Raw genomic sequence first — 20,191 nt, forward strand, 5'->3', positions numbered from 1 at the left:
ATAGCATAGTGAAATAATAGTATCGTGGACTAAGCTTCTGTTATTAAGTAATTATTTATTAGCTAGCGGCTATTTGTCACTCCCACAGTGAGTAGCAGTAATCCCATAGAAATAGCAGCAACGGCATAAGGCATCCCCGCCTGCCAACTGGTTTGGCTATTCACCCCAAAAAAGTCGACATAAAGTGCCGTTTGAATCGGTCCAAAATACCAAATAGCGGGATAAAGCACTTCAAACAAGCGCTTTGTTGCGCCAAAAGCACCACAAAAATAAGCCAGTGATACCGTAAATGAAATAGCAATAATCAATTGCAGCAGTAACATCCACTCAGCCATCACCATAAAACGGATAGCGCCGCCCAAACAGGCCATTGCCAGTACAATCCATGCTGCGGAATAACTCGCCAAACTTTGTAACCTTGATGATTGCTTACTGTAGGTCATTAACTCTACTGTATTCGATTGTTTTTCTAATTGCCCTAAGGGCGATAGCACTAACACACACCACAACCATGCAAGAGGTAACACTATGCTCATCAGTAATTGCTGGCTAATAAATACTTGCACAATATTTAAAATAATTAAGCCGATAAACCAATAAGTAGATTGGCCAGTTAGCATTAATTTGAGCTCTAAACGTAGTAACCGTGTGAAGGCAAAATACTGAGTAAAAAAACCCAAAAAACTATCCAGTGGCATCCCTACAGTGCGCCTAAAAGTGCGGTGTAGCCATGATGATTGTTGCTTAACGGCAAGCGTTTGCTGGCTAAATCGGTCGAAACATAGATAGGTAATCCCCAAACAAATCAGGCTAAAAAATATTAACGGTAACGCGCCCCAAAAATGCGCTGCCGTTGGCTCAATACCTTGCCATATAAAGGTATTAATTTCTGGGCTTAAGCTATCGCCCACTTTGATGCCTATATTGGTTGCCCCTTGTGATAAAGGAAAACGTGCTACCACTTCAGCATCTAATTGATCAAGCAGATTGCCAATACCAGAAACACTTTCAATCGTTTGTACAATCGAGCCTATCCAGATAAAAAAATACACCAGATTACCTAAGCCAGCTCTAAGCCATTTTATTGATTCGAACATGATAGCAATAGAGGCGACAGCCAGTAATACGGGCAAAACGAACACCAGCTGAGGCCAAATTAATACCCAAAAATCAATTTGATAACTTTCGCCATAATAAAGCTGGATAAGTACAGTGCTGCACAACATGATCAGTACAATTGATACCAATATAAGTACATTCACACACCACTTTGAAAATAAAAATGTGTGCTTGGCCACAGGCGTGGCGGCGATCAACTCACTTGTCATGGATTGCCGGTCTAATTCAAGTGCATTCTTAACTAAGTAAAAGCAAATAATCGGTAAAAAAAGTACATTCAACATCGCCAAACACACACCAAGCCAGGCACTGTTGTAAATGCCGCGATAGCCATTAATCACTAATGTTTGATATTGAGCATCTGGCGATGGAAAAAATAATAGCGTTAAAACCGACATAGCCAACAAGGCGACAATATAGCTTTGTTGCCGGGTACGCTGTTTAAAATCAGCAATGATACATTGCCACAGGGTATTCATTAACTTACCCTCGCTAAACCCGCTTGCGGTTGTTGCCTGCTAGTAAAGTAAAGATAAGCATCTTCTAATGATGGGGTTCTTGCAATTGCTCTGGCATCAGGGCAATGGTCGGCAACAATATTGAGCTCCACTTTGTCTTCTTTACGCACGCTGTGGCTAACAATAAACTCATGCTGAATATGTTTAAGCTCATTAAAGTCAGTGGTGAGTTGCCAGCATTTATTGGCCATTTTTTGTAGCAGTGAACTAGGAGTGTCCGATTGGATCAACTGCCCGGTATTCATAATCGCGATACGGTTCGCTATAGACTCAATATCAGACACAATATGAGTCGAAAAGATGATGCATCGGTCACCCGCTAACTCAGTCAGTAGTTGCCTGAAGTTGGCCCGCTCATGCGGGTCTAAACCAACTGTGGGTTCATCAATAATCAGTAACTTGGGATCATTGAGCAAGGCTTGCGCAATACCAATTCGCTGCTTCATACCGCCCGAATAACCTTTTAATGGCATATAGGCTGCGTGGGTTAAATTGAGTTTATCAATTAACTCGTCAATAACTTGATTAGCCTTTGATTTGGGTAAACCTTTTAAGCTGACAATGTAATGTAAAAATTCGACAGCCGATAGTTGATCATACACACCAAAGTACTGCGGCAGATAACCTAATTCATGACGTAAAATTTGCGGTGACTGGACAATATCTTGTCCGTTCCACAAAATTTTTCCGGCGGTGGGTTTGGTGATGGTGGCCAGAATACGCATCAGGCTAGATTTACCCGCACCATTAGGGCCAAGTAGCCCTAAAATTCCCGGCTCAACTTTTAACGATATGGCGTTAATCGCCAGTTTAACGTGTTTGCCACTTTGATATTGTTGACTAAGTGATTGAATGTCCAATTGCATAATATTGCTCTTCCTGGTTGAGTTGGAAGATATTTAGCAAGGATTAGACCATATTTTTTTACATTTAAATTCAAAGCCTTATTAATCAACCAAGGTACTGAAGTTAACCATATTGATGATTTTCACCACTTATTAGTCTGTTACTTAGGGTAAAAGTTAACCTAGCCAGTAATTAACTAGCTTATAAGTAACCTCTTAATCAGACTCGATCTTTTTATAGCCTGATATGACCGTTTTTAGAGTAAGGCTCTTAGCTGATTAAGCGCATCTACCGAGAAACCTTGATCATAAAAGTAAATCACTTTTCCCTGTGCGTCTAATAGCACGACTCGGGTGTTGTTTGGGTTTTCATTGCCAGTAAAGGCTTGTACTTGGTCGCCATCCTGGTAAACCGTAACCACCCCTTTCCAAAGTGGCTTAGGAATACCCGCGCGCATGCCATTATCAATAAAAGTACTGAACATTCTAGGGAACAATCCTTGTATTGTCGGCACTTCATATACAGCAACTTGAGTCTGGGTCATGTCTAAGCCAATCAGCCAGCGATCAATATCAAATTGTGAGTTTTGTTTATAGCCAATTAGTAATAATGCCACCTTACCTTTTAAATCGTCAGGTAAGGCCATCGGCTGCTGTTCAAGTGTTTGCCCCGTTACTGACGGAAAAACCTGTCCTGTAATGGCTTGATTAGGGTAGCTGGTGCTGCAGGCAGTTAATAACGTCGCCATCGCAATAACCATAAATAAACGCATTTTTAATCCTTGTTATTAAGTTCTATATACAGTTATACGCGCCCCAAATGTAAATGGTCTATACAAAATGATTAATAATTTACGCATAATTTGCTACAGTCACGCCAACTTTTGTATAAGGGGTATTGTTTTGTTTAAAGAACGCTTTAAGGATGTCAGTATCAAAGGCGATTTGTTTGGCGGTGTTACCACGGCAATCATTTCATTACCCTTGGCTCTTGCGTTTGGTGTCGCATCAGGCGCTGGTGCCGAAGCAGGTTTATGGGGCGCTATTCTTGTTGGTTTTTTTGCCGCGTTATTTGGCGGTTCATCAACCTTAATCTCTGAACCTACCGGTCCTATGACTGTCATTATGACCGCCATTTTAACCACCATGGTGGCTAAGTATCCTGAATCTGGTATCGCTATCTCATTCACGATAGTCATGATGGCAGGTGGCTTTCAATTTTTAATCGGCAGCTTAAAACTAGGCAAATATGTCACCTTAATGCCGTATAGCGTTATTTCTGGTTTTATGTCGGGCATTGGCGTGATTTTGATTATATTACAGCTCTCGCCTTTACTGGGTCATGCTGCGCCTACAGGTGGCGTTATAGGCACCTTATCTTCACTGCCAAATACCCTAGCAAACATCAAGTTTAGCGAGCTGTTTCTTGGTTTGTTAACCCTAATAACATTGTTCATGTTCCCTAAACGATATCGTAGATATGTGCCTGCGCAGCTTGTTGCTCTAGTGGGGGTCACCTTATTATCGATCATGTTCTTTGACACCGACAGTATTCGCCGCATTGGTGAAATTCCTGCAGGCTTACCTTCTCTGGTTATTCCTCACATTAACGCTGATATATTTGTCACCATGATCATCGACGCCTTAGTGCTAGGCACCCTTGGCTGTATTGACACCCTACTGACCGCAGTTATCGGCGATTCATTAACCCGTAAAGAACACGATTCAGACAAAGAATTACGTGGCCAAGGTTTAGCCAATATGATTTCAGGCTTGTTTGGCGCGCTTCCTGGTGCGGGAGCCACTATGGGCACGGTAACCAATATTCAAGTAGGTGCCCAATCACCGCTATCAGGTATCACCCGAGCGGTAATACTGGCATTAGTGGTGCTGGTGGCCGGTGGTTTGACCGAGCCTATCCCGATGGCGGTATTAGCCGGGATTGCGGTTTATGTTGGTTTTAATATTCTTGACTGGAGTTTCATTCAACGCGCCCACAAAGTCAGTATGCAAAGCATGACTATTATGTATGGGGTGATGTTATTAACCGTATTTGTCGATTTAATTGTGGCAGTAGGACTTGGGGTCTTTATTTCTAACATCCTCATTATTGAACGCTTAAGCCGAGAACAAGCACGCCAAGTTAAAGCCATCAGTGATGCAGATCAAAACGATGTTCCGCTGACACAAAGTGAGCGCGGCTTACTTGACCAGGCAAATGGTAAAGTGCTGTTTTTCTACTTATCAGGCCCAATGATTTTTAGCGTATCAAAAGCGATTTCACGTCAACACGCCAGTATTGCCGAATATGAAGCAATGATCCTCGACCTAACTGATGTGCCTATGATTGATGTTACCGTTGGCTTAGCGCTTGAAAACGCGATTAAAGATGCACTAGAGGCTAATTGTGAAGTGTTTTTACTGTGCCCAAATCAACAAACACGAGAGCAACTTGGCAAGTTTCAAGCTATCGACTCACTACCGAAAGAAAATACTTTCTTATTTCGCTATGAAGCGCTTCAAGCCGCGCTAAAACATGTTAAGAAACAGGAGTAAACTATGGGCATCAAACTAGTTGCTCGTTAGCTTGATGCCTATATTTAGCGTCTACAACAATATTGTGTGAGGATAGTTATTACGTCCTGCTATTATCAGATATCATTATAACTAAATTTAAGTTAACTTAATGAAATAGCTAGCTTATTGCCTTTATAACTCGCTATTATGGCAGCCTAGTTGACGTATCTACATCATCAAACAATGCTTATAAAGGGAATATTGCCATGGAAAGAGGCACGTTAGTTCGTTGGAATAACGATAAAGGCTTTGGGTTTATCAAACCAGAAACAAGCAGTGATGTAGATGTGTTTATTCATATTACCACGCTCAAGCACATGGCCAGAAAACCCCTTATTGGCGATGAGATCCTATTTCATCGTGAGAACCAGCCCGACGGCAAAGTTAAAGCCGTAAAAGCCAGCATTGAAGGTGTTGCAGTTATTGCAGGTTCATCACAAGCAAAAGTCGCGGATACGCCATTAAGTGGTCCATTTAACCTGCCTTCCAATAATAAAACTCACCACTCGCTGCGCACTTCATCAAGCTCCGTCATTGGCAGAATCATTTTAGTGTTAATTGTGCTTAACTTAGCCATATACGGTTTCAACAAATATCAACACCTCAATGCCGCGCCCATTCCTACCAATGAGGATGTTGAGCAAATTGAGTGGACACCTGCAATGCAACAACCAAGTTCAATCATCCCCAGCGATCAGTTCAGATGTGAAGCAGGCAAGACCCATTGTAGTCATATGCGATCTTGTGCAGAGGCCACCTTTTACACCCGTAATTGTCCAGGAACTGAAATGGATGGTGATGGCGACGGAGTTCCGTGCGAAAGACAATTCTGTGGTTAAAGGATACAGCTTTATTGATCCCTTGCTCTAGGTTATTGCAGATTAATTGTTATCGAGTTACAAATGGATTGTGGATAGATGATTCTGAAAACTAAATTGCTGCAAACTGCACAACTTTTTACAAAGTCCTATAAAACAAACCGTCTCACAAAACCAAAGCTATACCTCAACAAGTCTAAGCTCACAATTACAACATTCAGATGGCTTATTGGTTTGAAAATAAGATTATTAGCTAATTTTTCTGCTACCTTATCGCCCAGTTAATTAACGGATAGTCTAAAGGTAAAAATGAAGTATCTAATTCAAATAATTTTGGTTATTAATCTTTTAATGCTTGGCGGTTGTGCTTCACCGACAACTTATCAATCACAAGGTTTAACCGGTGGGTATTCTGATTCAAAATATGAAGACAAAGAGAACACTTATTATGTTCGATTTTCTGGCAACGGTAATACCTCACAGCGCAGGGCGAATGATTTTGCTTTACTAAGAGCGGCTGTGCTGGCAAGAAAAAACCTATCGCCTTATTTTGAAGTAATATACTTAAAAAATGTCATAAACCAGGGAAGTTCAGGTACTGCTGGCGTTTATACTTTTAAACCAGAGGTCGTAATCGAAGTTAAATTAATTAATGAATTTAACAGTAAAGTCGATACATTCGATACTGAAAAGCTCATATCGCAGCTGACAACCCAATACTTAATAGATGAGTCAACACTGTAATAAATGACGTAGTTTCAATCAATTTAGCAATGTGGGGAATAGTAAGTCATATTCAACTTTGCCCCATATTCTATTCATATCTGTTTTCTTAGCCACCCGTATAGACTCAACCGGCATGTAAAATGGTGATTGTTACCAATAGCTTATTTAACCATTGCAAGAGCTAATACTCATCCCACTCAATCGATTACCTTACCAACTCTAGTTATTCAAAAACCATAGTTATTCACATATCACGTATTGCAAGCTAGTAAGCCAATTTATGCTAAAATGCGCCGATCAGCTTTATGAATGTGCATCTCATTTGTTTGACTGAGCGTAGTGAAGCCTACCGTGATTAACTAATGAGGATACAACAATGAGTAAGTTAAATGCCGAAGAGCGCAAAGCTCGAGATAATGATCGTTTTTCAAAACGAGTGGATGAACGCAGAGTAAAAGGCGAAGATGTCGTTGCGTATGCACTTGCCAATGAAAAAGCGTTTAAGTTTCTAACCAAAGATGAGAAACACAGCCTTAAACAAAGACAAGCTGCACTAGTAGAAGAAGTCAGCATTAAAAAACAGCAACAAACCGAGCTTAAAAACCAGCAAGAATTAGACAAGGTTCAAGCAGAATTTACTGATACCGAACAGTAACCCCTCATCAACAGCCATTGTTACTGATGATGGCTGGCCACATTCAAATGCCAATTTTTATACACTAAAACCTATAAAAATCGGTATTTGAAGTTGGTGAAAATCCACTGGCATGCGGCAAAATTAAATGAGGTCACTCACATTTTAAAAGCCCATGTATAAAAGTTTTACTCTGAACCACTTATTTATTGTCTAAAGATCAACGTTGCATTCCGGTTCACAAGCAATACCGCAATGACGCTAAAAAACCTTAACTATTTAATCTCTCGCTTAACACACACAAACAAGGCGTTGCCTGATTCCAAATCCCACGGGATGATTTTGTCGTAATCGTGTTCAAATATTTGTACGTCGAAATACGGACTTAACAAGGCTTCGATTTCAGTAAAACTGGTGGCCACCATCGCATGGGAGTCTTGCCATAACTGCGTTGCACCAGATTGAGTTTTGGCGATGCTTAAATTGAGTGCTTGCATCTCACCTGCACCGCTGTAATGCCAACCCGATTCAAACACAAACTGGCTGCCGTCAAATTTCGCACTATGTTTCACTAACGCTTTGTTATTAATTTTATGCTTATCAACTGAGTTAAAACAAAACAGGCCACCAGTATTTAATGCCTTATGTACGCTTGCAATGCAGGCTTTAAGCGCCTCGGTTCCTGGAGAATAATGAATGGAGTACAAAAAACAGGTGATCAGATCAAGTTTTTGTTCAACGTAAAACTCAGTCATATTTTGCAAACTAAACTGCGCTTCAGGACAACGACGCATAGCAATGTCGAGCATAGGTTGATTGATATCCAGGCCACTGCTTTGAAACCCTAAATCGATGAAATGCCTAACATGTGGCCCAGTGCCACAGGCCAAGTCTAAATGTTGGTTGCCGCTGTTACCCAAAAACTGATGTAAGCGCGCTACGCTATTAGTTTGTTGTTGGTAATTAATGTCACAGCACATCAAATCATAGTAACCGGACAAATCGGTATAGAGGGCATTGGTAGACATAAAATAGAATCGACGAGGTTGGTAAATTTAGGGTGGCGCATCATATATCAAATAGTGCGATTGAGAAATAACTAATCAATAAGCACTAACGACTCGCCACTGAATAAGTTTCAATACCTTATGCTCTAGCACGACTCAATCCCACCTTTACTCAATCAGATCAGCCGAGATATAAGGTTTCTATCGCCTCTGGCAGCATGGGCTTGTGCAAATAAAAACCTTGGGCTAAATCGCATTTATAAGCCTTAACGTAATCAAGCATAAATTGGTCTTCCACCCCCTCTGCGATAACTTTTAAGCCTAGGTTATGCCCTATGTCGATAATAGTTTTAGCTATCGCTGCCGATGAGCTGCTGCTCTCAACATCTTGTAAGAATGCTTTATCTATTTTGAGATAATGCAACGGCAAAAATTGTAAGTAGCTAAATGATGAATAACCTTTGCCGAAATCATCAAGTGCAAAAGTAATCCCATATTGATTAAGCCGTAACATAATGTCTTTTACACTGAATTTATCTTCCATAAAAATCGATTCGGTTAATTCAATAATAAGATATTTACCCTCTAATTTATAATGGGTTAAGGTATCTATTAAATGTGTTATTAGCGCTTCATTTTGAAATTCTAAACAGCTTAGATTAATTGAAATAGCCAGCTCTATAATGTTTGCATCTCGCCACTTAGCTAACTGTAAGCAGGCTTTAGAAATTACTAAGCAACCGATATCAATAATCAGCCCAGTTTGTTCTGCTATGGGAATAAAAACATCGGGCGGGATCACAACGCCATCATGCTGCGTCCAACGGCATAACGCTTCAACACTAACCACTTTCATAGTGTTTAAATCAACTTTGGGTTGATAAACTAAATGTAAGCTCTGATCTTCGATGGCCTGGCGAAGTGCTTGCTCAACCGCAAGCTGAGTTAATGCCTCTTTTTCAAGTGCCTGACTGTAAAAATGAAAGCTGTTTTTACCCAGTGATTTTGACTCATACATAGCTAAATCCGCTTTACGGATCAGCGAGTTGGCATTGTCATCATCATTAGGGAATAGTGAAATACCAATACTTGAGGTCACAATAAATTGACGAGAACCGATAGTAAAAGGCTGTTTAATCAATGCTAATAAATCTTGGCAAACCTGTTTTACCGTCATTTCTGACTCTATCTTTTCTAAAACAATAATAAACTCATCACCACCTTGGCGGGACAAAGTATCAAATTCTCGTAAGCGTGTCTGAAGTCGTCTAACCACTTCTTTTAGCAGCAAGTCGCCTGCATCATGGCCTTCTGTATCGTTGATTTTTTTAAAGTCATCTAAATCTAAAAATAACACCGCTAACTTTTTATTTTCTCTTTTACTCGTCGCAATAGAATGGCTAATTCTATCCAATAATAATGCACGATTAGGTAAGCCAGTCAGTGCATCATGAAAAGCATGATATTCAATAGTAGCCTCGTACTGCTTTTGCACTGTCACATCGCGAAAGCACCACACTCGGCCATAAATTTGCTTCTCTTGTATCTGAGGTAAAGACCGGTAATCAAAGAAACGGTTATCGAGTAACTCTATAGTGCCAGTTAAATATTGAAATGGGTCATGTTGAAGACGATCAATAATAGATAACATATGTTGTTTATCTTTGATAATGCTAAGAAACTCTTCCCAATGCGATACAGGTTTAAAGCCTATATCGTCAAAAAAATCCTGCCCCATGGTATTAAATGACAATAGTTCGCCATTTAATCCATAAACGAACAAAATCTCACCAGTCGAGTTGACTGTCGCATTTAATAAACCAATGGAGTGCTCAAGCTTATCTTGAACCAGTTTCATCTTTGCTAACTGGTCATTTAGTGTTTGATTACGCTCGTTCAACTCATTGGAAATAAGGAATAAAGAACGCTCTAACATTTTTACACTTTGCTCATTTTGAGCATAAGCATCTGATATTGAATTTAAAAAAATGTCATTTTTTGAAATAAACAATTCATCTTTTTGGTTACGTTTTAGCTGACGCAATAGCAATTTATGCATTGTTAATATCACTATGTCTCAGAAAATAATGTGACAGCCATAGTCTGATTATGTAAACCACACCGACCAATAGACTTAATAGGCGATATTTCACCATAGGAGTAAAATCCAGAAATAGTACACTGGGTGGGTAAGCCTTGCTTAATAATCTCCAACTCCTCTTCAACCCTTTGCTGTAAAACAAGTCTACGGCCGACACAACTAATTAAAATAGCCAACTCAGGCTGTGTTCCCTCAAAGGAGGATACAGCATCCTCTGCGGCAAGCTGTGCACCATCAAGTAAATATTCATAATTAGAATGCATTAACTGACATGTCGCGCCTGTGGGCATATTACCTGCAAACAACATACTTTTTTTCAGTTCATCAATGGATAATATAGTGCGAACCACAGTTTCTTGCTCACCATTGAGTTGTAGTGCTAACGGATAGAGTAATGCAGAAGCAGGCAAGCCGGCAGAAAACTCACCCAAAAACTCTTTATATAAATCAAGAGCTGGCCGTCCATCGAGTTCAAAAAGCACATTGTCTGTCGACTGAGTAATCACCCGTTTAGGCCCAAATGGACGCCAGCCTCCTAGACTACCAAAACCAACAGATAACCTTTCACCATAAAGCCCTACCAGCACAATAAGTCCGCTTTCTATTTGCTGATTATGCCATACCGTGGTTTGACTAAAACGCTCACCATCACCGGCTAAGCCTCCCGTAGCCATGACACCTTTAGGCAGGTGCTGCTGTAAACCATCAACCAGTTCAGAACCATTAACTAAATGACCATCAGAAATAACAAAAACATGTTTTAGCCCATCAAAGCTTAATTGATCGATTAACTGCTTTGCTAATTCAGCACAATGTTCAAATTGATTTATCGAACTGCTGACAACTTGCACCTGTGTATGCTCAAAATCAATCGCTGTAACGCATACACTTTTGTCATATAGACAATCATCTTGAATTTCACCGCTAGTACTGCAGCCTACGATTTGCGCATTTGGAAAAGCACTTGCTAGCTCAACATTAAGCTTGCTGTCTAACATAAGCTCAGGCGAACCAAATACCAACACCAAATTAATGGCTGCATTTTGCACTAAGGGTTTATCCCAATGGCCATTCTGATATATCGTTTGAAAAACGTGCATTTAGTCACATATCGATAAGAAGTTATAACTAAGTTGTAGCTTAAAACGTTACCGCAAGCAATAACCGCAAATAAATCGTGCTACACAAATGAGTAAACTTGTTAATAGTCACGCTAACACCAATACATTTACACCGCCAAAAGGCAAAAAGCCCCGAAACTTTTAGTGTCGAGGATTTTTAGTATCAAACATCTGGATGATAAATCTAAATCAACTTAGCTAAGTAAGACTGCTATTTACCCTGATTAGAAAATAAAACAAAAGTTTATAAATCTTTAAAGACCCAAATCTACACTCACCGACGCAAATTCAGACAGTCCTATAAATAACTAACGTACCCACAACATAAGCTCGTTAGCATCTATCACCGCAAGCTGCCTTTTAGTTAAGCTTCCTGCTGCGTCAAACAGTAATAACTCTGCCGGTCTAGCACCATGCTTAGCAATAAGTTGATCCCCTTCAGGAGTGCCCGCTCTGGCAAGAAGAAAGAAAACGTTATCGCCAAGATGAGCTCGGGCTTCATTCATTTGTTCAGTCTGGGTGGTACTCGAAACAAGGTTAGCATCATAGACAAATACTACCGAAGGCTTACCTGTACCGATTTGCTCGTGGGTGGTTTTAAACCCTTTGGGCATCACCATCAGTAATAGCCCAAGTAGCAAGACTATGGATGCAATAACACTTATCGCAACCCAAGGCATTTTACGTGGCATATTTGCAGTATGTGTATCCATGATAATAGATCTCGATTTTAAGAGGTTGAAATACATAGTTAAGTCACTCAGTTTAGCGACTCAACCTGAGGCATAGATTAAAAATTACTACTAAATGTTGTTAACAGAAAGCATGACTCGTTAAAGATATAAGTACTGAGGTTATTACACTTACCGTTGAAATTTAGCCCTTAGATGATTATCTAATAGAAATAGTTAAATTTGCGTATCATTACAGTGCTGAGTACATTGGACAATCTTGCATAAAAACTGGCTAACTGCATTTTAGACAAAACTAGACTTTGTTCGACTCAATCATGCCTTATTTAAGCTGACGCACGCTATGCAAATATCCACTATTTCCCTATCAGCTTTAAATGAAGGAACTCAGCTGTGAAAATGTCTCAACTCTATTTGAACATCATCACTTTAACATCATCACTTTAACATCATAGTAAACAAGGGCTCAATTGGGTGTTTCAAGTGTTAGACCATCATATTGAAAAGATTATTATTGATTCACTATTACTCACAAAAGAGGATGTAGGCATTTTAATCCGAAGACAGGTTAGTGTTTTGTAATTTTGCCTTAGCAAAATTTTTATCAATATTGAGGCTGACTGTTTTGATACTTGGACCACATGATGCAAGACCACATCATTCAAAGTAGATGAAAACTTAAATCAGGCTAAAAAAGCGGATGAAATATCGTAAAGCGGGTTAGTCGCATGAGCCTGTAAATAATTTTCTGTAAAATGTAAACTAACAGCGACTTTACAGAAACCTATCTATTTTCGTTTTTTTGCATTTTAAACAGGGTCATCAGTTGTGTGTTGAGCATAGTGATTTGCTGATCTAAGTTTTTTCGCTGCAACTCGGCTTCTTCCGAATTATCACCCATCAACTCCCTTCGTTGTGCTTGAAGCTCTTTTATGTCTTCTTTTAACTTATCAATCTTCTTTTCTATTTCAGTGCGCGTATCGACCTCATCACCGTCAGCTGACTTCGAACCACCAGAAATCACTACATTTTTGTCCATCGCCGAACCTAATTCCGCCGACAATTTTTTCTGCCCTTCATTTGAAATAGAGACCTTATCTTCAGTATTCGCAGAATGAGCAAGCGATATACCCAGCGGCGTAATAGTAGGCTTTACTCGTAATTGCCGCTTTTGCAGATTATCTATTATTGAACTCGGTGAATTTAAGCCTGAAATATTCAATGGTTGCCCCTTCCAAAGCTGAATAATATTTATATCGACCTTGGCACTTAAACCTTGAAAAACTAGAGATTGATCATTCTCAAAATAACGATAAATTCATTGAAAAAAGTATCGCATCCACTTGAGTTTAATACTAAAAGCCTACCGACTACATCAAGTAACTTATATTGTGAATATCAAACATTGAAACAGATTACTACAGCAATACTTACTCACGAGACGTCATCAAGCTTGTTACTATATGCAAGCACAGTTAAGGTTCATTATGTTATTATTCAAAAATAGTTAGCTCGATTGATTTCTAGCGTATTTTATCTGAAGGGTTAAGTTTTTTATGGAAAAAGTGTTTGAAAAACTGATGTATGCATCGCGCTGGATAATGGCGCCGATTTATCTGGGATTAAGCCTGGTTTTATTTGCTTTAGGCATAAAGTTCTTCCAGGAGATCTTTCATATCATACCCAATATCTTCAAAATGGCTGAAGTCGATTTAATACTGGTAACCCTATCACTGATCGATATCACTTTAGTGGGTGGTCTGCTCATTATGGTGATGTTTTCAGGCTACGAGAACTTCGTTTCACAGCTGGACGTCGGTGAAGACAGTGAAAAACTGAACTGGCTTGGCAAGATGGATTCTGGTTCGCTTAAAAACAAAGTGGCCGCGTCTATTGTGGCAATTTCATCTATCCACCTGCTTAAAGTCTTTATGAATGCCGAAAATATCGAAAACGACAAGATCATGTGGTATCTACTCATCCACATCACCTTCGTGTTATCGGCTTTTGCTATGGGATATTTGGACAAAATTACGCGTACAAAATAGCAAAAGCAAAACGGGGTTAGAGAGTTTATGCTGACCCCACATAATTCGAGGCGACAAAAAACTATCCGCTTCATCATTTTTAACCATTCTTTGCGCCCTCGCCTAGGGAATAACATCAACCACAAAACCACTGAAACCGTCACTTTCGGATGGCGTTAAGCTTTTCCTATAACAACCATACGGCCAAAAATTATGAGTGATTTTATGACCTTCACTATGGCCGCTCTTATTCGGATATCGGTAAAAAATTATTATGTTGTGGTTTTTATCAACAAACGATCAAAGCTCAGTATTTTTATGTCTTTATGAGGTAACAAGTTAGAGGTGTGTCGATAACGCTTGTTCCATATTTACTGACAGTCATACTTGATGAACGATAAATTTGTGCCATGATTTAGTATTAACATCATCCACTTTATGAAGATTATTTTTAATTTATAGTCAGTCTTAAGATTATGACTCAGTTTTTAACATCGTAAATTGCTATCAAGGTTCGCCGTACCGCGTGAGCTCATCAAACACGGAACGTCTTTATGATAAAATATTGGTACAAACAATTTCCTCAATATCCGCCTGATCATCTCGATTACTGGCGCATCCGTTTAATCGAACATTTATTACTCATTACCTCCAGCTACTTTTTAATTCTAAGCCTCCTTAATCTATTTTATTTTGAGAGCTATGAATATGCCTTACTCGATGGTTTCGGATTATTAGTGACATTAAGTATTTACTGTCATTTTCGCAAAACAGGACAGGTAAAAACAACTTCATGGGCTGTCACTATTATGGTTGCCAGCCTAATAATGCTGTTTTTGATCACAGCGAAAGGTTACGCACACTCATTATTTTGGGCAACATTAATCCCACCATTTTCATTTTTTCTTATTGGACGCACATGGGGAACAGTTGTTTCATCAATTACGTTTACCATGTGTGCATTATTAGTCTATCAGCAAATACAACATGCAGAGCCTGTCATGTTTACCATGGGATCATTATTTAACGTTATCGAGGTATGTATTGCGCAAATATTAATATTTAGATTTTATGAAAAAACTCGCTTTTCGGCCTATCAAAAGCTTGCTCTACGCAACATAGAAATCCAGAAAATGGCCGAAACAGATAAACTCACAGGGTTATATAACCGTGATAAACTCGACGTTATTCTTGATAAATTACTCACCACTCCTGAAGTTAATTCGACTCAAATAACGCCATCGTTGAGTGAAGAAAATAAACAATCGTCATTGGTGGTGGCGAATCAATATTCCATTGACAGTAAATCGCAAAACAACGATACATTTTCACATTTACCCAAGTCGACGCAACAAATTCAATATCCTATTTCGGTTGCCATCATCGACATCGATCACTTTAAGCGAGTGAATGATAATCATGGTCATCTTGTGGGTGATAAAGTGTTGTGTGAGCTAGCACAATTACTGCAAAGCCAAATGCGCAGTAATGATTTATTAGCACGTTGGGGAGGCGAAGAATTTGTGGTGATATTGCCTAATACCACCTTAGACGATGCAATGGAGTTAAACGAAAGATTACGCCAGTTTATTGCCAGCAATAATATTCAAGGAATGGAGCTAACTATCAGCTTAGGTGTTGCACAATATGAGTTAAAAGACACTGTTCACAGCTTACTAGATCGAGCAGACAAAGCCTTGTACGAAGCAAAGTCAGCTGGTCGTAATCGTGTTGTAGTTGCGTAATAGAACACTCTGCATTAAAGACAATTTTACAGTTTTATTTATCATTAGTACCAGCCCTTAGAATCAACGTCACTATGCTGCGCCGCCAAAATGCTAATCCCCAATCCATTAAGAATTTTGAACACTGTCGAAATATAAACATCATTGCCTTTCTCTACACGGATCAAGGTCTTTTTGGTCACGCCACACAGCATAGCCGCCACATCTTGAGTCAGTGCCGCATGTTTTCTGGTTTCTTTAATGAGTAAACCCAAGGATTGTTGATTTAGTGCAGGTGTCATAACGTTAGTCCAAAGTGTAAGTTATTACACTATTCGATTATTTAGTGATTTGTTAATTAAATGTAATCACTACAGACTGTGAAATTAACCCTAAGATTGATAAAAATCAATATAGATAACGACAAATTATGTGGCATTTACTCATCCACATCACATCTGTGTTATCTGACTTTATAATGGGGATATGTGGATATTTAGGCAGAAATTTTGATCTGACCCCACTTATTCCGACACGCCGTAAACTCATCCATGAGGGCTCGAACACCCCGTCCATGGGATGGACGGTCGTCTCACAAATGCTGATGGTTCATCTTTTGAGCATCAGCCTAACCCAACGCCTTTTAACACTTTCAACAAAATTTAATAATGACAGGCACCATTAAATGCTCCGACTATGATGGTGTACCGTGCGAAAGACAATGATGTAATTGATTTTTGGAGAATGGAGAAATTGAACAGCCCTCACTAAATTCAATGCATCAGCAAAAATACCAAAGTGAGTAAGCACAAAACCCATGAAGAGCCAAGATTATGGCTGCGTTTAACCGTATGACTGATGCAGTATAAAAAGTTTACTCTACCCAAATTTTTCAAAAGAAGTAGCTTAAAGAACTTAACTAGGGTGACAGAGTTCAGTTGACCAGGCTACTATTTAACTAAACAAGATCTTTCGTTGCACATGCAACATAAGCATATTGTTTTAAATGAGCTGGCAGTTTTACTGGGGCATTATGCCTCATTAAGCTAATTCCAATCCCCCCATCATCGATGTACCCTTTAAAGCTAAACCGTATCCATTTCCAATACCTAACTCAGCGAGTATCGCTGAAGTGAAACCTAAAGCGCCTTCAACCGTTAAAACATCTAAAGCACATCGACGTACAGAAGGGTATTTGGTTTCATCGATCAATTGATTCAACTCTATAATATCTTTTTCAACCTTCCTCTGTTTTCGTTGGAATGACTCAACGATATTTGACGACGCTATTACACTATCTTTAAGCTCATCCATGCTATCTCTAAACTCAAGAAGCATATCCTGACGCTTAAGCTTAAATTCAAGAATTTCAGGAAGAGGAACTTCTGGGGTAAACACTTTTAAAGCATCGATTAACTTAAAACACAATGCCTCATGTTTAACTTGTTTATCTTCACTTAGCCCTAACATTTTTATACTGGATGCCAGAGTCCATCCAACGTTTTTGTCATTCGACAATTCATTAAAAGCTTGATCCTGCAACGATCGCCAAAAAGCTGCCCCAGTATTAGTACTTCCACTAAAATTCACTCTTAAATACTTAGCTATACCTACATTCATCAAATATTCAAAATCATCCCCCATACCAAAATGAAAAATATTACTTTGGGGGCATACTAGATGATCCCAAAAAAGAAGGTACTGCCGAAGGCTCTGTGCATCTAATCCACCATTCATCATGAACCCTGAGGAAGTAGCATCAATCTTTTGAGTAATCATTAATCCACGAGTAGTCGTCATCTGTAACCTTACTGAGTAATCATCTTCAAAAATATCTCACTTAACCAAGTATTATTCCACAACAACATATAGATTTAAGTTTAATAATCCAAACACCGTTTGGGGCTTCGGCTGCAAGACAGTATCTTTAAACAAATGTACAGTTCTTGAATATGAGGTTATTCAACATCAAAGTGTATCAATCTACACTTTATTTGATTTTAAACCGTCAACCACACAAAAAGTGTAACTCGGTACACTTTTTATAATGTAAACAACGTCAGTACATAAAAATTCAAATAACCCATAACAAAAAGCCCCGATACCGTTAGGTATCGGGGCTTTCAATTCTTTTACAACTAATCTGGCTTTAGCTTTTAGGCTTCAGACCAACATCAACAAGAATCATCTAACGCAGGAAAAATGGGCTTAGAGCAAGGCTTTTTGTAGCGACGTGTAGCGTTTTTCTACACGAGCTGCAAAGTAACGCAGCTATAACCCATTTTAACCAGTTAGATTACATCATGCCGCCCATTCCGCCCATTCCACCCATTCCGCCCATATCTGGCGCAGAATCTTGTGGTACTTCAGCAATCATCGCTTCTGTTGTGATCATCAAACCTGCAATAGATGCAGCGAACTGTAGCGCACTACGAGTCACTTTAGTTGGGTCTAGGATACCCATTTCTAACATGTCACCGTAAGTGTCGTTACCGGCGTTGTAACCGAAGTTACCGGTGCCGTTTTTAACAGTGTTAGCCACAACTGATGCTTCTTGACCAGCGTTAGTTGCGATTTGACGTAAAGGCGCTTCCATGGCACGTAGGGCAATTACCACACCGTGCTTTTGGTCTTCGTTCAATACTTCAACATCTTTAATTTTGCTTGCTACGCGAACAAGGGCTACACCGCCGCCTGCTACTACGCCTTCTTCTACCGCTGCGCGAGTTGCATGTAATGCATCTTCAACACGGGCTTTTTTCTCTTTCATTTCAACTTCTGTTGCTGCGCCAACTTTAATTACTGCAACACCGCCAGCTAATTTAGCCATACGCTCTTGAAGTTTTTCTTTGTCGTAGTCTGAAGTTGATTCTTCAATTTGTTGTTTGATTTGGCTTACGCGGCCAGCAATTTGCGTTTGATCGCCATTACCATCGATGATGGTAGTGTTATCTTTAGTGATGATAACGCGCTTAGCTGTACCTAAATCTTCTAGGGTCGCTTTTTCAAGCTCTAGACCGATTTCTTCTGCGATAACTGTACCGCCAGTTAGAATGGCGACGTCTTGTAACATTGCTTTACGACGGTCGCCAAAACCAGGTGCTTTAACAGCAGCCACTTTAACGATGCCACGCATGTTGTTTACCACTAATGTGGCTAATGCTTCGCCTTCAACGTCTTCTGCAACCATTAATAATGGCTTACCGGTTTTAGCTAGACCTTCAAGAATTGGCAATAATTCACGGATGTTAGACACTTTTTTGTCTACTAACAAAATATATGGGCTGTCTAATTCAACGCTGCCAGTTTCTGGCTTGTTGATGAAGTATGGTGATAAGTAACCACGGTCAAACTGCATACCTTCAACAACGTCTAATTCGTTTTCAAGCGCTTGGCCTTCTTCAACCGTAATAACGCCTTCTTTACCGACTTTTTCCATTGCAGTTGCAATGATGTCGCCGATTGACTCGTCAGAGTTAGCAGAGATAGTACCAACTTGAGCAATCGCTTTAGTGTCTGAACATTCTTGAGAAAGTAGTTTAAGCTCAGCAACGGCTGCAATAACCGCTTTGTCGATACCGCGCTTAAGATCCATTGGGTTCATACCCGCTGCAACGGCTTTTAGGCCTTCAACAACAATTGCTTGTGCTAATACTGTTGCAGTAGTGGTACCGTCACCGGCTGCATCATTGGCTTTAGAAGCAACTTCTTTAACCATTTGCGCGCCCATGTTTTCGAACTTATCTGTTAGTTCGATTTCTTTTGCCACTGACACACCATCTTTGGTGATCACTGGTGAGCCAAAGCTTTTATCTAAAACAACGTTACGACCTTTAGGGCCTAAGGTTACTTTAACTGCGTTAGCTAAAATGTTAACGCCTGCAAGCATTTTTACGCGTGCATCGTTACCAAATAATACTTCTTTTGCTGCCATGTTCTGATGTTCCTTTAAATGAGTTTTGAAGTAGAAAGTCTAATAATACTGGAGGCTTAGCCTACAACAGCCATTAGATCTGCTTCTGACAGGATTAACACTTCTTCACCGTCAATTTTTTCTTTTTTAACGCCATAACCTTCATTGAAGATCACAACATCACCCACTTTAACGTCAAGCGGAGTCACTGTGCCATTTTCTGAGATACGACCGTTGCCTACAGCAAGGATTTTACCGCGAGTTGACTTTTCAGCAGCGCTACCGGTAAGCACGATGCCACCTGCAGATTTAGATTCAACTTCTAAACGTTTAACGATAACACGGTCATGTAATGGACGAATATTCATC

General features: G+C 39.7%; 18 protein-coding genes. 6 read left to right on the forward strand and 12 right to left on the reverse strand.

Annotation, left to right across the window (positions count from 1 at the left end; all coding sequences use genetic code 11):
* Positions 1–62 precede the first annotated feature (62 nt).
* The 3 genes from ACRWQL_RS08500 to ACRWQL_RS08510 form a co-directional block, all read right to left on the reverse strand.
* Positions 63–1,598: a hypothetical protein gene (locus ACRWQL_RS08500; RefSeq protein WP_434953094.1), complete on the reverse strand. Its 1,536-nt coding sequence runs from the start codon at positions 1,596–1,598 to the stop codon at positions 63–65.
* Positions 1,598–2,503 (reverse strand): ABC transporter ATP-binding protein, encoded by a 906-nt coding sequence (locus ACRWQL_RS08505; RefSeq protein WP_434953095.1) that lies wholly within the window; start codon positions 2,501–2,503, stop codon positions 1,598–1,600. Before ACRWQL_RS08505 ends, ACRWQL_RS08500 begins: the two co-directional genes overlap by 1 nt.
* A gap of 236 nt (positions 2,504–2,739) precedes the next feature.
* Positions 2,740–3,255: a hypothetical protein gene (locus tag ACRWQL_RS08510; RefSeq protein ID WP_226411613.1), complete on the reverse strand. Its 516-nt coding sequence runs from the start codon at positions 3,253–3,255 to the stop codon at positions 2,740–2,742.
* Between the two features lie 67 nt (positions 3,256–3,322).
* On the opposite strand from ACRWQL_RS08510, the gene ACRWQL_RS08515 reads away from it, so the two are divergent.
* The 4 genes from ACRWQL_RS08515 (at position 3,323) to ACRWQL_RS08530 (ending at position 7,258) form a co-directional block, all read left to right on the forward strand.
* The gene (locus ACRWQL_RS08515; RefSeq protein WP_434953096.1) at positions 3,323–5,038 is read left to right on the forward strand and encodes a SulP family inorganic anion transporter; all 1,716 of its coding nucleotides are present in this window, start codon (positions 3,323–3,325) and stop codon (positions 5,036–5,038) included.
* 227 nt (positions 5,039–5,265) lie between these two features.
* Positions 5,266–5,898, forward strand: coding sequence for an excalibur calcium-binding domain-containing protein (locus ACRWQL_RS08520; protein WP_434953097.1), 633 nt, complete (start codon positions 5,266–5,268; stop codon positions 5,896–5,898).
* A 288-nt stretch (positions 5,899–6,186) separates the two neighbouring features.
* On the forward strand, positions 6,187–6,621 hold the full coding sequence (locus ACRWQL_RS08525; RefSeq protein WP_434928000.1) for a CC0125/CC1285 family lipoprotein: 435 nt from the start codon (positions 6,187–6,189) through the stop codon (positions 6,619–6,621).
* 358 nt (positions 6,622–6,979) lie between these two features.
* Entirely contained in the window at positions 6,980–7,258 is a 279-nt protein-coding gene (locus tag ACRWQL_RS08530; RefSeq protein ID WP_226411628.1) for a DNA polymerase III subunit epsilon, read from the forward strand.
* 254 nt (positions 7,259–7,512) lie between these two features.
* On the opposite strand, the gene ACRWQL_RS08535 is transcribed toward ACRWQL_RS08530, so the two are convergent.
* From ACRWQL_RS08535 to ACRWQL_RS08555, 5 genes are all read right to left on the reverse strand, one after another.
* Positions 7,513–8,265 carry a class I SAM-dependent DNA methyltransferase gene (locus ACRWQL_RS08535; protein WP_434953098.1) on the reverse strand — a complete coding sequence of 251 codons (753 nt, stop codon included), beginning with the start codon at positions 8,263–8,265 and terminating at the stop codon, positions 7,513–7,515.
* A 160-nt stretch (positions 8,266–8,425) separates the two neighbouring features.
* Positions 8,426–10,303, reverse strand: coding sequence for a putative bifunctional diguanylate cyclase/phosphodiesterase (locus ACRWQL_RS08540; protein WP_434953099.1), 1,878 nt, complete (start codon positions 10,301–10,303; stop codon positions 8,426–8,428).
* Between the two features lie 11 nt (positions 10,304–10,314).
* Positions 10,315–11,445 (reverse strand): FIST signal transduction protein, encoded by a 1,131-nt coding sequence (locus ACRWQL_RS08545; protein WP_434953100.1) that lies wholly within the window; start codon positions 11,443–11,445, stop codon positions 10,315–10,317.
* Between the two features lie 329 nt (positions 11,446–11,774).
* On the reverse strand, positions 11,775–12,179 hold the full coding sequence (locus tag ACRWQL_RS08550; protein WP_434930653.1) for a hypothetical protein: 405 nt from the start codon (positions 12,177–12,179) through the stop codon (positions 11,775–11,777).
* Positions 12,180–12,942: 763 nt separating this feature from the next.
* Positions 12,943–13,380: a hypothetical protein gene (locus ACRWQL_RS08555; protein WP_434953101.1), complete on the reverse strand. Its 438-nt coding sequence runs from the start codon at positions 13,378–13,380 to the stop codon at positions 12,943–12,945.
* Between the two features lie 334 nt (positions 13,381–13,714).
* On the opposite strand from ACRWQL_RS08555, the gene ACRWQL_RS08560 reads away from it, so the two are divergent.
* Complete coding sequence (locus ACRWQL_RS08560; protein ID WP_226411640.1) at positions 13,715–14,206, forward strand: TIGR00645 family protein; 492 nt, start codon at positions 13,715–13,717, stop codon at positions 14,204–14,206.
* A gap of 533 nt (positions 14,207–14,739) precedes the next feature.
* A complete protein-coding gene (locus ACRWQL_RS08565; RefSeq protein ID WP_434953102.1) occupies positions 14,740–15,930 on the forward strand; it encodes a GGDEF domain-containing protein in 1,191 nt (396 codons plus the stop codon).
* Between the two features lie 44 nt (positions 15,931–15,974).
* On the opposite strand, the gene ACRWQL_RS08570 is transcribed toward ACRWQL_RS08565, so the two are convergent.
* The 4 genes from ACRWQL_RS08570 to ACRWQL_RS08585 all read right to left on the reverse strand — a co-directional run bounded on the left by ACRWQL_RS08570 (position 15,975) and on the right by ACRWQL_RS08585 (position 20,190).
* Positions 15,975–16,211 carry a helix-turn-helix domain-containing protein gene (locus tag ACRWQL_RS08570; RefSeq protein WP_434953103.1) on the reverse strand — a complete coding sequence of 79 codons (237 nt, stop codon included), beginning with the start codon at positions 16,209–16,211 and terminating at the stop codon, positions 15,975–15,977.
* 739 nt (positions 16,212–16,950) lie between these two features.
* A complete protein-coding gene (locus ACRWQL_RS08575; RefSeq protein WP_434953104.1) occupies positions 16,951–17,709 on the reverse strand; it encodes a DUF6236 family protein in 759 nt (252 codons plus the stop codon).
* Positions 17,710–18,205: 496 nt separating this feature from the next.
* Positions 18,206–19,843: a chaperonin GroEL gene (gene groL / locus ACRWQL_RS08580; RefSeq protein ID WP_434927975.1), complete on the reverse strand. Its 1,638-nt coding sequence runs from the start codon at positions 19,841–19,843 to the stop codon at positions 18,206–18,208.
* A gap of 56 nt (positions 19,844–19,899) precedes the next feature.
* The gene (locus ACRWQL_RS08585; RefSeq protein WP_011639076.1) at positions 19,900–20,190 is read right to left on the reverse strand and encodes a co-chaperone GroES; all 291 of its coding nucleotides are present in this window, start codon (positions 20,188–20,190) and stop codon (positions 19,900–19,902) included.
* Between the last annotated feature and the right edge of the window lies 1 nt (position 20,191).

Origin of the sequence: Shewanella sp. HL-SH4 (genome assembly GCF_051164845.1) — a bacterium.
Lineage (GTDB): Bacteria > Pseudomonadota > Gammaproteobacteria > Enterobacterales > Shewanellaceae > Shewanella > Shewanella glacialimarina.

Bases quoted from the DNA above. Each gene is read 5' to 3' on its own strand.
- ACRWQL_RS08515 (WP_434953096.1), top strand. From the start codon at position 3,323: ATGATTAATAATTTACGCATAATTTGCTACAGTCACGCCAACTTTTGT.
- ACRWQL_RS08565 (WP_434953102.1), top strand. From the start codon at position 14,740: ATGATAAAATATTGGTACAAACAATTTCCTCAATATCCGCCTGATCAT.
- ACRWQL_RS08570 (WP_434953103.1), bottom strand. From the start codon at position 16,211: ATGACACCTGCACTAAATCAACAATCCTTGGGTTTACTCATTAAAGAA.
- ACRWQL_RS08540 (WP_434953099.1), bottom strand. From the start codon at position 10,303: ATGCATAAATTGCTATTGCGTCAGCTAAAACGTAACCAAAAAGATGAA.
- ACRWQL_RS08560 (WP_226411640.1), top strand. From the start codon at position 13,715: ATGGAAAAAGTGTTTGAAAAACTGATGTATGCATCGCGCTGGATAATG.
- ACRWQL_RS08530 (WP_226411628.1), top strand. From the start codon at position 6,980: ATGAGTAAGTTAAATGCCGAAGAGCGCAAAGCTCGAGATAATGATCGT.
- groL (WP_434927975.1), bottom strand. From the start codon at position 19,843: ATGGCAGCAAAAGAAGTATTATTTGGTAACGATGCACGCGTAAAAATG.
- ACRWQL_RS08510 (WP_226411613.1), bottom strand. From the start codon at position 3,255: ATGCGTTTATTTATGGTTATTGCGATGGCGACGTTATTAACTGCCTGC.
- ACRWQL_RS08535 (WP_434953098.1), bottom strand. From the start codon at position 8,265: ATGTCTACCAATGCCCTCTATACCGATTTGTCCGGTTACTATGATTTG.
- ACRWQL_RS08575 (WP_434953104.1), bottom strand. From the start codon at position 17,709: ATGACGACTACTCGTGGATTAATGATTACTCAAAAGATTGATGCTACT.
- ACRWQL_RS08500 (WP_434953094.1), bottom strand. From the start codon at position 1,598: ATGAATACCCTGTGGCAATGTATCATTGCTGATTTTAAACAGCGTACC.
- ACRWQL_RS08585 (WP_011639076.1), bottom strand. From the start codon at position 20,190: ATGAATATTCGTCCATTACATGACCGTGTTATCGTTAAACGTTTAGAA.
- ACRWQL_RS08550 (WP_434930653.1), bottom strand. From the start codon at position 12,179: ATGGATACACATACTGCAAATATGCCACGTAAAATGCCTTGGGTTGCG.
- ACRWQL_RS08520 (WP_434953097.1), top strand. From the start codon at position 5,266: ATGGAAAGAGGCACGTTAGTTCGTTGGAATAACGATAAAGGCTTTGGG.
- ACRWQL_RS08525 (WP_434928000.1), top strand. From the start codon at position 6,187: ATGAAGTATCTAATTCAAATAATTTTGGTTATTAATCTTTTAATGCTT.
- ACRWQL_RS08505 (WP_434953095.1), bottom strand. From the start codon at position 2,503: ATGCAATTGGACATTCAATCACTTAGTCAACAATATCAAAGTGGCAAA.
- ACRWQL_RS08545 (WP_434953100.1), bottom strand. From the start codon at position 11,445: ATGCACGTTTTTCAAACGATATATCAGAATGGCCATTGGGATAAACCC.